This window comes from Nocardia carnea (assembly GCF_029868855.1).
GTDB classification, from domain to species: Bacteria; Actinomycetota; Actinomycetes; order Mycobacteriales; family Mycobacteriaceae; genus Nocardia; species Nocardia carnea_A.
In genome coordinates this window covers 1-12,068 of the sequence record NZ_JARWOV010000258.1, presented here as the reverse complement: position 1 = coordinate 12,068, position 12,068 = coordinate 1, and the positions used below count along the sequence as shown (strand labels likewise).

At 68.3% G+C, this 12,068-nt stretch carries 17 protein-coding genes and 1 pseudogene; 12 read left to right on the top strand and 6 right to left on the bottom strand.

Annotated features, from left to right (window positions below; genetic code table 11):
- The 6 genes and pseudogenes from QH195_RS26930 to QH195_RS26905 form a co-directional block, all read left to right on the top strand.
- Window positions 1-989: pseudogene (locus QH195_RS26930) on the top strand (hypothetical protein); the annotation flags it as partial.
- Entirely contained in the window at window positions 986-1,393 is a 408-nt protein-coding gene (locus QH195_RS26925; protein ID WP_280425386.1) for a roadblock/LC7 domain-containing protein, read from the top strand. The pseudogene QH195_RS26930 and the gene QH195_RS26925, both read left to right, overlap by 4 nt.
- 200 nt (window positions 1,394-1,593) lie before the next feature.
- Window positions 1,594-1,908 (top strand): DUF742 domain-containing protein, encoded by a 315-nt coding sequence (locus QH195_RS26920; protein WP_280425416.1) that lies wholly within the window; start codon window positions 1,594-1,596, stop codon window positions 1,906-1,908.
- Window positions 1,889-2,521 carry a GTP-binding protein gene (locus QH195_RS26915; RefSeq protein ID WP_280425385.1) on the top strand — a complete coding sequence of 211 codons (633 nt, stop codon included), beginning with the start codon at window positions 1,889-1,891 and terminating at the stop codon, window positions 2,519-2,521. The genes QH195_RS26920 and QH195_RS26915 overlap by 20 nt, the downstream gene beginning before the upstream one ends.
- Window positions 2,514-3,440, top strand: a complete 927-nt coding sequence (locus QH195_RS26910; protein WP_280425384.1) for an MHYT domain-containing protein — start codon at window positions 2,514-2,516, stop codon at window positions 3,438-3,440. The genes QH195_RS26915 and QH195_RS26910 overlap by 8 nt, the downstream gene beginning before the upstream one ends.
- 21 nt (window positions 3,441-3,461) lie before the next feature.
- Window positions 3,462-3,761 carry a hypothetical protein gene (locus QH195_RS26905; protein WP_280425383.1) on the top strand — a complete coding sequence of 100 codons (300 nt, stop codon included), beginning with the start codon at window positions 3,462-3,464 and terminating at the stop codon, window positions 3,759-3,761.
- A 294-nt stretch (window positions 3,762-4,055) separates the two neighbouring features.
- On the opposite strand, the gene rpmF is transcribed toward QH195_RS26905, so the two are convergent.
- From rpmF to mrf, 3 genes are read right to left on the bottom strand one after another with little or no spacing between them, the layout of a single operon-like run.
- Window positions 4,056-4,238, bottom strand: coding sequence for a 50S ribosomal protein L32 (gene rpmF / locus QH195_RS26900; protein ID WP_280437464.1), 183 nt, complete (start codon window positions 4,236-4,238; stop codon window positions 4,056-4,058).
- A 1-nt stretch (window position 4,239) separates the two neighbouring features.
- Window positions 4,240-4,509 carry a type B 50S ribosomal protein L31 gene (locus QH195_RS26895; RefSeq protein WP_280425381.1) on the bottom strand — a complete coding sequence of 90 codons (270 nt, stop codon included), beginning with the start codon at window positions 4,507-4,509 and terminating at the stop codon, window positions 4,240-4,242.
- Window positions 4,509-5,879 (bottom strand): ribosome hibernation factor-recruiting GTPase MRF, encoded by a 1,371-nt coding sequence (mrf, locus tag QH195_RS26890; protein WP_280437463.1) that lies wholly within the window; start codon window positions 5,877-5,879, stop codon window positions 4,509-4,511. Before mrf ends, QH195_RS26895 begins: the two co-directional genes overlap by 1 nt.
- Before the next feature lie 103 nt (window positions 5,880-5,982).
- Here mrf and rpmB point away from each other — a divergent pair, with 103 nt between their 5' ends.
- The 6 genes from rpmB to QH195_RS26860 all read left to right on the top strand — a co-directional run bounded on the left by rpmB (window position 5,983) and on the right by QH195_RS26860 (window position 7,857).
- Window positions 5,983-6,219, top strand: coding sequence for a 50S ribosomal protein L28 (gene rpmB / locus QH195_RS26885; RefSeq protein ID WP_280425379.1), 237 nt, complete (start codon window positions 5,983-5,985; stop codon window positions 6,217-6,219).
- A gap of 10 nt (window positions 6,220-6,229) precedes the next feature.
- Complete coding sequence (rpmG, locus tag QH195_RS26880; RefSeq protein WP_280425378.1) at window positions 6,230-6,400, top strand: 50S ribosomal protein L33; 171 nt, start codon at window positions 6,230-6,232, stop codon at window positions 6,398-6,400.
- Window positions 6,400-6,705 carry a 30S ribosomal protein S14 gene (rpsN, locus tag QH195_RS26875; protein WP_062973670.1) on the top strand — a complete coding sequence of 102 codons (306 nt, stop codon included), beginning with the start codon at window positions 6,400-6,402 and terminating at the stop codon, window positions 6,703-6,705. Before rpmG ends, rpsN begins: the two co-directional genes overlap by 1 nt.
- 33 nt (window positions 6,706-6,738) lie before the next feature.
- Window positions 6,739-6,993 carry a 30S ribosomal protein S18 gene (gene rpsR / locus QH195_RS26870; protein ID WP_195056382.1) on the top strand — a complete coding sequence of 85 codons (255 nt, stop codon included), beginning with the start codon at window positions 6,739-6,741 and terminating at the stop codon, window positions 6,991-6,993.
- Window positions 6,994-7,089: 96 nt separating this feature from the next.
- The gene (locus QH195_RS26865; protein WP_280437462.1) at window positions 7,090-7,560 is read left to right on the top strand and encodes a hypothetical protein; all 471 of its coding nucleotides are present in this window, start codon (window positions 7,090-7,092) and stop codon (window positions 7,558-7,560) included.
- Window positions 7,561-7,629: 69 nt separating this feature from the next.
- The gene (locus QH195_RS26860; protein WP_280437461.1) at window positions 7,630-7,857 is read left to right on the top strand and encodes a hypothetical protein; all 228 of its coding nucleotides are present in this window, start codon (window positions 7,630-7,632) and stop codon (window positions 7,855-7,857) included.
- 154 nt (window positions 7,858-8,011) lie between these two features.
- Here QH195_RS26860 and purH read toward each other — a convergent pair whose 3' ends face one another.
- The 3 genes from purH to QH195_RS26845 form a co-directional block, all read right to left on the bottom strand.
- Window positions 8,012-9,574, bottom strand: coding sequence for a bifunctional phosphoribosylaminoimidazolecarboxamide formyltransferase/IMP cyclohydrolase (gene purH, locus QH195_RS26855; RefSeq protein ID WP_280425375.1), 1,563 nt, complete (start codon window positions 9,572-9,574; stop codon window positions 8,012-8,014).
- Window positions 9,571-10,260 carry a phosphoribosylglycinamide formyltransferase gene (gene purN, locus QH195_RS26850; protein ID WP_280437460.1) on the bottom strand — a complete coding sequence of 230 codons (690 nt, stop codon included), beginning with the start codon at window positions 10,258-10,260 and terminating at the stop codon, window positions 9,571-9,573. Before purN ends, purH begins: the two co-directional genes overlap by 4 nt.
- Window positions 10,261-10,364: 104 nt before the next feature.
- A complete protein-coding gene (locus QH195_RS26845) occupies window positions 10,365-11,924 on the bottom strand; it encodes a cell division protein PerM (RefSeq protein ID WP_280437459.1) in 1,560 nt (519 codons plus the stop codon).
- Window positions 11,925-12,068 lie beyond the last annotated feature (144 nt).

The window sequence follows — 12,068 nt, the reverse complement described above, 5'->3', positions numbered from 1 at the left end:
TCACCGCCAGCCTCCACCTACCGGGCCTGCTGGTATCACCCGATACCGGCTCGGACAACTCGACCACCCTCACCACGGATTTCTCCCTCGGTTCCCCGCCCCAGCTCCCGCCGCAGCTGCACTCCTCCCCCGCGCTGCCGGTACCGCCCCAGCCACGACAGTTGATGCCGGTACCCAGCCTGCCGCAGGACGAGTCCTGGCCGGCGCGACCGGACCCGGTGCGACCGCTGACCCCGGCGCCGACCGCCTCGGGTGCCGGTACCAACGCCTCAGGGATCCGCACGACTGCCTCCGGACTGCCGCAGCGGCGGCCGTCGGCGGATTTCCCGCAGATGACAGGTGCGGGCAACGGCGCGAACGGTACGCGGGACACGTTCTCGGCGTTCGACCCCGTCGAAGAACCCGACCCCGACGAGACTCCGACCGGATTGTGGTCGGAAACCTACAAGACCCAATCGTTCCCGGCTCCGGTCGAATCCGGCTACACCGCTCCATCGCCGCCGAACGACACTCCGGCAACGATCACCTCCCGCTCCGGGCTGCCGATCCGCCGCCCGGGTATGGAACGCGAGGATCCGTTCGGACGCACCGAACAGCGCCTCGACGAAACACCTGCCGGCACGACCACATCCGCCCGGCTACAGCCCGTCGGCACCGCTACCCCCACCCCGATATACCAGCGCATGGTGTCGGAGTGGCTGGTAGAGCCGGCGTCGACACAGGACGAGCCGAGCCGGGACTGGACATCACCGGCCGATGCAGGCTGGCTGGCCGCCGAGGATGCGGCCAAGCCGAGTTCGGACTCCAAAACCGCCAACGGGCTCCCGATCCGCCGGCCGGGCGCACAGCTCGTGCCCGGCGGGCTCGCCCCCGTCGAAGACGAGGCCCCGCGGAATCCGGAGGAGATCCGGAGCAATCTGACCAGACATCTGAGCGGCGTCCGCAGCGGGCGGGCCGACGCACAGCACAATGACGGAGGGCTTGCATGACCACCCCGAATGGCAGCACGGACGAGAATCTGAACTGGCTGGTCGCCAGATTCACCCGGGACGTTCCGGGTGTCTCCCACGCCGTCCTGGTCTCCGCGGACGGGTTGCTACAGGCGGTCAGCCCACATCTGCCCGCCGACCGGGCCGAACAGCTGGCCGCGGTCACCGCGGGTCTGGCCAGCCTGTCCACCGGCGCGGCCCAGCTGTTCGACGGTGGCAAGGTGATGCAGTCGATCGTGGAGATGCAGCGCGGCTACCTGCTGGTGATGAGCGTCGGCAACGGCTCCCATATCGCGGTGCTGGCCAACAAACAGCACGATATCGGCCGGATCGGCTACGAGATGGCACTACTCGTGGACCGCGTCGGCTCGGTCGTCAGCGCGACCGCCCGATCCACCGTCTGAGCGCCATGTCCCAATTCGGCCAAGCAATGCCCAACTTCAATACCGGCGGGCCCGACTACGGGCCCGGCGCACATAATTTCGGGCCGGGAACCCCGCAGAACGATCCCGCATCCGCGCAGTTCAACACCGGTGCCTACCGGTTCCGCCCCGAGTCGGCGCCGAGTACCCCGCGCCGGGCCGGTCGGGTCCGGCCGTATGCCCTGACCTCGGGCCGCACCCAACCGGCGGTAGATCTGCCGATGGAGGCGGTTATCGAAACCATCTCCTATCATGCACAATTCGATTGGCCGTCCGGTGATATCCGGGCCGAGATCCTTCGGCTCGGTACCCACCAGCTGTCGGTCGCCGAAATCGCCGCCCATCTCGATCGTCCGCTCGGTATGGTCCGCGTCGTCATCGGTGATCTCGTCGTGGACGGCAACGTGCGAGTGCATTCGACTTTGACCGAGCAGGCGAGCTACGACGAGCGCCGGTCGCTGATGGAGAGGACATTGCGTGGACTCCGAGCCCTATAGCAGGACCGAGGGTGGTGCCGCGGCGGGATCCGATACCCGCGTCGCGTCGACCAAGATCGTGGTCGCGGGCGGCTTCGGCGCGGGGAAGACCACATTCGTCGGCGCGGTCTCGGAGATCGTGCCGCTGCGCACCGAGGCAATGGTCACCAGCTTCTCCGACGGCGTCGACAATCTGGACGATACCCCGGACAAGCAGACCACCACCGTCGCCATGGACTTCGGGCGGATCATCCTGCCCGGCAATCTGACGCTGTACCTGTTCGGCACGCCGGGCCAGCGCCGGTTCTGGTTCATGTGGGACGACCTGATCCGCGGCGCGATCGGCGCCGTGGTGCTGATCGATACCCGCCGTCTGGAAGACAGTTTCGCCGCCGTCGATTTCTTCGAGGCACGTAACCTGCCGTTCCTCATCGCGGTGAACCGTTTCCCGAACGCGCCGCGGTTCGCCATGGCCGAACTGCGCGAGGCACTGTCGGTCCGCGAGGGGGTGCCGATCGTCGATATCGATGCCCGCGATGCCAAAGAGGTCCGCCAAGCCCTGGCGGCCGTCACCGAATACGCGATCAACCGGTTGAAGGCACAGGAGTACGAGGGAGTCGCCCGGCATGGTTGACCTGCTGGCCGCGGAGACGGTCGCGACCGTCGAGCTGTTCACCATGGGCTACTGGCTCACTCTGCTGACCGCATTGGTCTCCGCCGTCGGCATGTTCGTCGGATTGGCGTGCGCGGTCAACGGCCGCCGTTCGGTGCGGTTCCGCCCGATCTGGATCGCCGCCGCCGCCGTCTCGATCGGCGGGGTGGGTGTATGGCTGGCCAGCACGGTTTCCCTGCTGGGCGTTTCCGTTCCGGGTACGGTCCTGCGCTACGACATCTCCGATCTCACGCTATCGCTGGTCTTCGCCGTCGCCGCGGTGTTCGCCGGATTGCTGCTCGCGGGCCGCGAATTCGATGTGCGGCGGATGGGGAGCGCGGCCGCGGCCATCGGTCTCGGTTTCGGGATCATGCTCTGGTTGCAGCTGTCCTCGGCCGATATCCAGGGTTCGGTATCGGTGACCGTCTGGCTGTATCTGATCGCGGTCGTGATCGCGGTTCTCGCTTCGTCGCTGTGTGTATGGCTGTTCCAGCGATTCCGTTTCCCGGCCGCCCGCGTGGGATCGATCGTGATGTTCGCGGCCGGTGTGGCGGTGTTCTACTTCACCGGCATCGCCGGCCTGGAATTCCGGCCGGACCCCGAGGCGCAGCCGGCCGAGGGTATGGAGCTGTTCGGTTACGCCTTCCCGATGCTGGTCATCGGACTGCTGTCGCTGGCCGTGCCGATCACCGCGGTTCTGGTGGCGCCCGAACGCCACGACGAAAAACCCACACCGGCGCGCAAGAAGCCCGATAACCGGGTCACCACACCGCAGGACGGGTCGACGGGCGGTAACCCGAACGGTGGCACCGGCGCCGACGCGTCCGGAAGCGAACTCCGTCCGTCCGCGGCCGCGGCGCTCGCGCAACGCGCACGGCCGCTGCCCGAGCCCGCTCGCTGATCGCCGGTGGAGACGGAGCTCGTGACCGGGGAGCAGGACACGCTGCTGCGGGAGTTGTGGGCGCAGGTGCGCGCACTCCGGGCGGAGGTGTCCGATCTGCGGGTCGAAATCAGTGAAATGGAAGCCACCGTGGCCGATCTGGTGGACCGTGCGGACGAGCCGGAGCGGATGCAGCTGCCGTGGCCGGTCTCGTTGCTCTTGCTGCCGGCCGCACTGGCGCTGGCGCTGATTCGGCAGCTGGACGAGCTGGCGTGCGCCGTGACGGCGGAATGTGAGCCGGCACGAAAGGAATTGCCGGAAACCGTGCGGGAAACCCCCTGAAGTGGCGATGAGCGGGTCTCCCATTGCTGGGAGACCCGCCCTCACGCACGAGGATAACGGATACGGGTCCCGGAATCAGCACCTCCGGCAAGTTTTTCCGCTGTCTGCCGTGTCCGGGTACGTAATCGCTGTATCGAGCAGTCCATCGGTCGGCTATCGCGCAGCAAGCGAAAAAGCCAGGTCGAGCAGATTGCAGCGCTAGCCGGAGGGTTGCCCACACCCCGTTTTTCGCCACCGGAACGAGCCCGATAGAGCTGCCGCGGAGGCGGATTCATATCTAGGGGGCATGACAGATCAGCGGCGTTTCAACTCGTTCGGATCCACCAGACCCCGCCGCACCGCCGCAACCAACCGGCGCGGTATCCGGTGGACGACGCCACCCACCGTCACCGGAACCAGATCCGGAGGGGTCGCCTTCCAATTCGCCCGCCGACTACGAGTATTCGACCGCGACATCCGCCGCTTGGGGACCGCCATCTCAGCTCTCCTTCCGGGCCCGCGCGCCGCGCTTGCCGTACTTGCGCTCGAATTTCTCCACCCGGCCCTGGGTGTCCAGCAGGCGGTTCGCCCCGGTCCAGAAGGGATGCGAATCCGCGGTGACGTCGACGACGATCAGTGGATAGGTGTTCCCGTCCGACCAGGTGACCGTCCGATCGGCGGTGGCGGTGGACCCGGTGAGGAATTGTTTGCCGGTACTCGCGTCTTCGAAGACGACCGGCCGGTAGTCGGGGTGGATTCCCGGTTTCATCATTTCTCCTTCCGGGCGCGATCGCCCGTTTCGGTTCCTCGCCCCTCACCGGCGGCGGCAGGGCGGGATTCATCCGGCGCACAGGGATCGGTATGCCATTCACCGAACGGATCCGGCCACCGGGCCACCAGCTGCGGGGCCCGTTCGACCTGCAGCAGTTCGGTATCGTCCACCAGCGCCCAGTGCAGCGCCTCCCGGATCTCGTCCGGATCGGCGTCGTGCACCAGGATCACCAGCGAGATATCGCGGTCGCCGAATCGTTCGTCCCAGCGCATCCCTGCCATGGCCAGTCGTTCCGGATCGACGGCGGTGCGTTCGTCGGCCGGCATGGCCGCCAGCCACCGGCCCGCTCCACCGATCCGGAGACCGCCACCGGCCGATTCCAGCCACACCACCTCATCCGGTTGCGTGGCCAGCCAGATCCGGCCGCGGGCGGTCACCACACCGTCGAAGAGCATGTCGAGTGCACCGTGCAACCGTTCCGGATGGAAGGGCCGGCGTGCGGCGAACTCCACCAGCTCCACCCCGTGCTCGGGTCCGAGCGGTGGGCGGCCACGCAGCAGCGGCGCATGCGCGTCGAAGGTCCGGCCGCGGCGCGAATCCGGGGGCACAAGGCTCAGCAGTGCGTCCATCGCGGCGGGTGTGATCGCGTCGGACGATTCGGGCCAGAGCACCGGCGCCGAGGGAACCAGCCGGGAAAGTACGGCACTCGACCGGGCGCGCTCCACCGGGTCCACGTCCGCACCGCCCGCCACGACGAGCGCGTCGGCGAAGTCGACCTGCCCCACGGCGAGCTGCGCCACCGTCCGGTCGTCGTCGGCCCAGGCCCAGCCGAGTTCCTCGAGCGTCGCGTCACCCGTGGCAGCGGCCGTCCAGGTGCGGACGTCGATCGCGGTCACCACCGCGGCCACGCGGACATCACGCGCGGCCGGCCCGTCCACCCGGCCGACGATTCCCGTGACCGGTATCTCGGCGATCCCTTCACAGACCGCCTCCGCCTCGAAAGCGGGATCCAGGGCAAGCACGATGCGGTGCACCGAAGCGCGCACGGCCAAGGTGCACAGCAGTGGCAGGAGGTCCGCTTTCAGCGTGCACGACACACAGCCGTGGGCGAGTTCGTGCACGGATTCGTCAGTTCTCCCGGCGGCCTGCACGGTACGGCGGACTATCCCCTGACGGAGTTCGGTGAGATCGTGACGGACGATCACGGTGCCGTCGGCCGCGCCGAGGGCACCGGCGACCAGACCGGCGGTTGCGGCCGGATCGCCGTGCAGACCGGCGACCACCACGACCGGAGTGCGGCGATCGCGGTGGCCTGCGGATGCTTGTGCGGAGATGGACACCACGACCCTTTCGGCAATGATTTTCATTTAGGACCGGACACACGCTACAGTGTCGATTCACCGTTGTCGAAAACGATTGTCATCATCGCCCGACGGCGGTCGCCATCGTTCTCCGTCGAAGGGAGCCGTTATGTCGGCCCACTGCCAGGTCACCGGCCGCAAACCCGGGTTCGGCAAATCCGTCTCGCATTCCCACAAGCGCACCAACCGCCGCTGGAACCCCAATATCCAGCGCAAGACCTACTACCTGCCCAGCGAAGACCGCCGGATCACCCTGACCGTTTCGGCCAAGGGCATCAAGACGATCGACCGCGACGGTATCGAGGCCGTGGTGGCGCGCCTGCGCGCCCGCGGCGAACGGATCTGAGGAGACCGCGATGGCATCCAAATCCAACGAGCTCCGGCCGCTGGTCAAACTGCGCTCCACCGCCGGCACCGGGTACACCTACGTCACTCGCAAGAACCGCCGCAACGACCCGGACCGGATGGTCCTGAAGAAATACGACCCGGTGATCCGCAAACACGTCGACTTCCGCGAGGAACGGTAATGGCCAAGAAATCGAAGATCGCCCGCAACGCCCAGCGCCGCGAGGTCGTGGCGCGTTACGCCGAACGCCGAGCCGAACTCAAAGAACTCATCCGCAAACCCACCACCCCGGACGACGAACGCCTGGCCGCGCAGGCCGCCCTGCGCCGCCTGCCGCGCAATGCCAGTCCGGTACGATTGCGCAATCGGGACACCGCCGACGGGCGACCGCGCGGTTACCTCCGGAAGTTCGGCCTCTCGCGTGTGCGCGTACGCGAGATGGCCCATCGGGGCGAACTACCCGGTGTGCACAAATCGAGCTGGTAAACCCACTGATCTCGTGAGTTAGGAGCCGGTCATATGGCAGTCAAACGAGGCCCGTCGAAGAAGGCACGCGCCGAGCAGGCCCGCCGGCCGAAGAAGAATCCGCTCATCGCCGCGGGGATCGAAACCGTCGACTACAAGGACGTGAACCTGCTCCGCACGTTCATCTCCGATCGGGGCAAGATCCGCAGCCGCCGGGTCACCGGCCTGACCCCGCAGCAGCAGCGGCAGGTCGCGGTGGCGGTGAAGAACGCCCGCGAAATGGCCCTGCTCCCCTTCACCAGCCGCTAGTCCTACATCGTCACCGAATGCCCGGTCCCGCACAGCGGTACCGGGCATTCGACTATCTGGAGACCGCGGCAGTTCCCGGCCACTAGAGTCGTCCGCATGATCTCACCGCGCGGTTTTCTGGCGATTCTGGCGATCTGCACCGCGCTGTCGGTCACGGCTTGTGGCGGCAACGGCGATACCGGCGCGGAGCCGGGTCAGTCTCCCGCACCTTCGGCCACCCTCACCCCGGAGAAACCGCCCAGCACGCCGACCGAGGATCCCACCGCCGACCCCGGCCAGATGTTCACCGCCGATCCCACCATCGTCGGCGCCCACCCCATCCCGTTCACCTCTTGGACACGGGTCGCCGAAGACCGGATAGCCGTACATTTCGAGACCGGTGTCCCCGCGTGCTACGGCGTGGACGCCTCGGTCACCGAAACCGCAACCACGGTCACCGTCGAACTCCGTAACGGAACCCGCGCTGACGCCACCGACAAGATGTGCGTGATGATGGCCGTCTTCGGCACACTGGAGATCCAGTTGGAAGCACCGCTGGGCGAGCGCCGGGTACTCAGCGCTGTCTGAACCGGCGGTCCGCCGGCCACTGGTCTCCGGCGTATTCGCGGCCGCGCCGACGCTCGGCACAGTGCCGGCGTGGCAGCAGCAACTCCCGGTCTCCCCCTCGAACCGACCGACCCGGCCGTACCCGCTCCCCAGCCGGTAAACGACACCTCCAGCGGCTCGGGCTTCATGCACGAACCCAGCGGCTCCGGATTCCCCGGCCCGATCTCCTCCGGATCCGCCGAAGTTCTCGACCATATGGCCAACCTCGTCGGCACCTTCTCCGCCGACCCTTGCGGCCCGGGCTACCCACCGTTGTAGCGCCGGAGAAAGCCGCGCCGACCTCGAAGCGGTCCGCGAGCTCCTGCTGTCAGCGCTCGATATGAGGCGGCACAGCCGCGAGTGTCGAGTGCCGACAGCAGGACCTCGGTGGGCCGAAACCCGCGCCGCCCGAGGCGGCGCAATCGAACACAGCTCAGTGGGCGAAGTGGCGGGCGCCGGTGAAGTACATCGTGACCCCCGCCGCCCTAGCGACATCCACTGTCTCCTGATCGCGGACCGAACCGCCCGGTTGCACAATCGCCCGCACGCCCGCCTGGATGAGCGTCTCCGGCCCGTCCGGGAACGGGAAATACGCGTCCGAGGCGGCAACCGAGCCCTTGGCCCGGTCACCGGCTCGCTGGACCGCGAGACCGACCGCGTCCACCCGGTTGACCTGTCCCATTCCCACGCCGACCGAGGCACCGTCGTGGGCGAGCAGAATCGCATTCGATTTCACCGCCCGGCAGGCGCGCCAGGCGAACGCCAGATCGGCGAGGGTTTCCGCATCCGCCGGATCGCCGGCAGCCAGCGTCCAACCGGCGGGATCGTCACCCGCCGCGTCGAGCACATCGCGCTGCTGGAGCAGGGCGCCACCGCTGATCGGGCGCAGTTCCGCGCCCGCGCGCCGCGGTGGTTCGGAGATCAGGATGCGCACGTTCTTCTTGCGCTGTAACACTTCGACCGCACCGTCGGCGTAGGACGGCGCCACGATCACTTCGGTGAAGATCTCCGCGACCTGCTGTGCCATCTCGACGGTGACTTCCCGGTTCGCCGCGATCACGCCACCGTAGGCGCTCACCGGATCACAGGCGTGGGCCTTGCGATGCGCCTCGGCGATATCGACACCCACGGCGATGCCACAGGGATTGGCATGTTTGATGATCGCGACCGCGGACTCGGCGTGGTCGTATGCGGCACGCCAGGCGGCATCGGCGTCGACATAGTTGTTGTACGACATCTCCTTGCCGTGCAACTGCTGCGCCTGCGCCAGCCCACGATCGCCGGAGCCGCCGGTGTACAGGGCGGCCGCCTGATGCGGGTTCTCGCCGTAACGCAGCACCGCCGAACGCTGCCAGCTCCCGCCGATCCACGCCGGGAACTCCGTATCACTGGAAGAACCGCTGGTCAGCGTCTCCGCCATCCAAGTCGCCACGGCCACGTCGTAGCTCGCCGTGTGCTGGAAGGCCTTGGCCGCCAGCGCCGTACGCTCGGCGAGGGTGAACCCGCCCTCGGCCACCGCCTTGCGGACCTGGTCGTAGTCACCGCTGTCGACGACCACGGCGACCGACGGATGGTTCTTCGCCGCGGCACGCACCATCGACGGGCCGCCGATATCGATCTGCTCGACGCATTCGTCCGGGGCGGCGCCGCTTGCCACCGTCTCGCTGAACGGGTAGAGGTTCACCACCACCAGCTGGAACGCCTCGACGCCGAGTTCGGTGAGCTGCGCGAGATGTTCGGGTTTACGGGTATCGGCGAGGATGCCCGCGTGCACCCGCGGGTGCAGGGTTTTGACCCGGCCGTCCAGGGTTTCCGGGAAACCGGTCAACTCCTCGACCTTGGTCACCGGTACACCGGCGTCGGCGATCCGGGCCGCCGTCGAACCGGTGGACACCAGTTCGACGCCCGCCGCGTGCAGCGCGGTCGCCAGCTCCACGAGCCCGGTCTTGTCATAGACGCTCACCAGCGCCCGGCGGATGGTTTTGCGTTCACTCACCGGAGAACTCGCTCATCTGGGATCACTGCCTTTCGTCCATCGGAGACAATTCCGCGGGTGGCGACGGCGGCGACAACCTCCACCAGTAACCGTCGCTCCACGATTTTGATGCGCTCGTGCAGGGTGGGTTCGTCGTCATCGGGACGCACCGGCACCGCTTCCTGCGCCAGGATCGGCCCGGTGTCCACCCCGGCATCCACCAGATGCACCGTGCTACCGGTGACCCGGACCCCGTAGGCGAGCGCGTCGCGGACCCCGTGCGCGCCGGGGAAGGAGGGCAGCAGCGCCGGATGGGTGTTGATGATCCGGCCACCGAACCGACCGAGGAAAGCGGGACCGAGCAGCTTCATGAAACCCGCGCAGACCACCAGGTCGGGTGCGTATCCGGCAACCGAATCGGTGAGCGCGCGATCCCAGGCGGCGCGGTCGGGGTAGTCGCCGACCGGGACGCGCAGCACGGGGATACCGGCGGCTGCGGCATGCTCGGCGGCGGTACATTCCCGGTCGACGCCCACGGCCTGGATCCGGGCGGGATACGCGGTTTCGGCAGCCGCCTCGATCAGCGCGCGTAGTAGCGAGCCGGTTCCCGAGGCGAGTACGACCAGGCCGGCCGGGGTGGAATCGGTGGGTTCCGGGGCGGTCAGGGCTCTACTCCTGAAGTTCGAAGGGCGGTGGGCGGGCACCATCCGGTAGCTCGACCGGACCCGCGGGCACGGATAGAGCCTAGTAGACGCGGTCCGCGGCCGATCCGGCGGCGGTCGGCTGACCAACGCCCGCGCCGGCAACCGGACTAGCGGCGGTCGCTGGTCTCGTCACCGGCCGGGTCGGGATCGACCACCTCGGCGTCCACGATCTCGGTTTCGGGCTCCGCGGAATCGGACAGCGGACGCGATCCCGGCGCGGCCGGTTCCCCGTCCACGACCTCGACCTCCAGCGGTGGTTGCGGGCCGACCGGCTCGTCACGGGGTTGTTCCAGCAGGCCCGCGTAGCGGTCGGCGGAGGTGCCGGTGTCCGCGGGCAGTTCGGGCAGCTTTCCGGCCGGTAACGCGGCCACGTGCTCCGGATAACCGGGGTGATAGTCGTCGGGGTCGTCGTAATCGTCGGCGTCCGCCGGATCGAACAATGCGTCCGGATGACGCAGCAGGGGTGTCGGGAACGAGATCAGGAAGGTCCGCGCGTAGAGCAGACCGGCGTATCCGGGGATTGCCAGCCAGGCGAATACCGCAAGCGCGAAAATCGGCAATTCGACACCCAGCCGACCGAAATTCCCCAGTTCGCCCCCGGACAGGGCGGCCAGGGCGGTGAGTGCGGCACTTCCCATCCCGGCAGCGGCGAGCAGCGCCCACGGCGCCGCCGGCCGGTCGTAGCTCACCCGGGCCGATTCCACCCCGGCGTACACACCTATCGCCGCCGGCACGATAAGCAGAACAGCCCACCAGAATGCCGCCGGTCCGGTCGGCACGGCCGCGAGCACGGGAACTGCCGGGACCGGACCGCCGACCACTGTGAACACTCCGACCGAAGCGTCGCCGAACTGGACCCCCGGGCCGACGATGACGCCCACCCCGGCGATCACCGCGTTGGGGAGATACACCAGCGAGAGCAACGTCAGGCCGAGCACATCCACGAAATTCGCGGCGCCACCGTAGGTGTCGCCGACCTGGGGCCAGTGCACCACGAGCCCGGCCACGATGATGACGGCCGAGGCGGCCAGTAACCGCAGCACCGCCCGCCCGGCCACATATGCGGCGGCGATCGCGTCGTAGGGCAGGCGGTCGAAAATCCGCTCCCGGCACCGGAAGACCATCCCGCCGAAGGCAGCGAGCAGATGAAGTACCAGCACCCAGGCGAAGGCCGCCAGTGGGTTGGGCCGTTGCAAGGCAATGGATCCCGACGCATCTTCGGTAACGGCCAGGCAGACGGCGGTGATGAGCAGCGGGCCGCCGGCCGCCGCACCGAACAGCCAGCCGATCTCGGACCTGGTGGGGTCGGAATCGGTGGCCGCCACGACTTCCCGGGCGGCGGCCCACATCACGAGCGCCGTGGCCAGCACGGGAAGCAAGCCCATGGTGGTGGTACCGATGGTCAGCGGCACCTGGTGTACTGCGAGCCAGCCCGCGGCGACGGCCCCGCTGAGACCGGTGAGGTCGCTCCCGGCGGTGAGCAGAGTCGCGAGCATCGCGACCACGATGGCGGCCAGGGCGAACGCCGCCGGCCGGAATGCGACGTAGAGCAATACCCGGGCACGGTCGGGTGGTAGGGCAAGCGAACCCGGTTCACCGGCCGGACGTGCCGATACCCGGCGCCTGCCCCGGAACGGGCGGCTCGGCGAGGTACGCGGGGCACTCATGGATTTCAGAGTGGCAGGTGCCCCCCCGGGGCGGGCCCCCCCCCCGGCGCGCCCCCCCCGCCCCCCCCCCTCATTTCCCCCCCGGGGCGCGCGGGGGGGCCCCGGTCCAGCCGCCGCCGCGGGGGCACCTGCCACTCTGAAATC

Excerpts from the sequence above, each read along its gene's own strand:
- mrf (WP_280437463.1), bottom strand. The coding sequence starts at position 5,879 with ATGAAAATCATTGCCGAAAGGGTCGTGGTGTCCATCTCCGCACAAGCA.
- rpsR (WP_195056382.1), top strand. The coding sequence starts at position 6,739 with ATGGCAGTCAAACGAGGCCCGTCGAAGAAGGCACGCGCCGAGCAGGCC.
- QH195_RS26845 (WP_280437459.1), bottom strand. The coding sequence starts at position 11,924 with ATGAGTGCCCCGCGTACCTCGCCGAGCCGCCCGTTCCGGGGCAGGCGC.
- rpmB (WP_280425379.1), top strand. The coding sequence starts at position 5,983 with ATGTCGGCCCACTGCCAGGTCACCGGCCGCAAACCCGGGTTCGGCAAA.
- QH195_RS26925 (WP_280425386.1), top strand. The coding sequence starts at position 986 with ATGACCACCCCGAATGGCAGCACGGACGAGAATCTGAACTGGCTGGTC.
- QH195_RS26910 (WP_280425384.1), top strand. The coding sequence starts at position 2,514 with ATGGTTGACCTGCTGGCCGCGGAGACGGTCGCGACCGTCGAGCTGTTC.
- QH195_RS26895 (WP_280425381.1), bottom strand. The coding sequence starts at position 4,509 with ATGAAACCGGGAATCCACCCCGACTACCGGCCGGTCGTCTTCGAAGAC.
- rpmF (WP_280437464.1), bottom strand. The coding sequence starts at position 4,238 with ATGGCGGTCCCCAAGCGGCGGATGTCGCGGTCGAATACTCGTAGTCGG.
- QH195_RS26865 (WP_280437462.1), top strand. The coding sequence starts at position 7,090 with ATGATCTCACCGCGCGGTTTTCTGGCGATTCTGGCGATCTGCACCGCG.
- purN (WP_280437460.1), bottom strand. The coding sequence starts at position 10,260 with ATGGTGCCCGCCCACCGCCCTTCGAACTTCAGGAGTAGAGCCCTGACC.
- rpmG (WP_280425378.1), top strand. The coding sequence starts at position 6,230 with ATGGCATCCAAATCCAACGAGCTCCGGCCGCTGGTCAAACTGCGCTCC.
- rpsN (WP_062973670.1), top strand. The coding sequence starts at position 6,400 with ATGGCCAAGAAATCGAAGATCGCCCGCAACGCCCAGCGCCGCGAGGTC.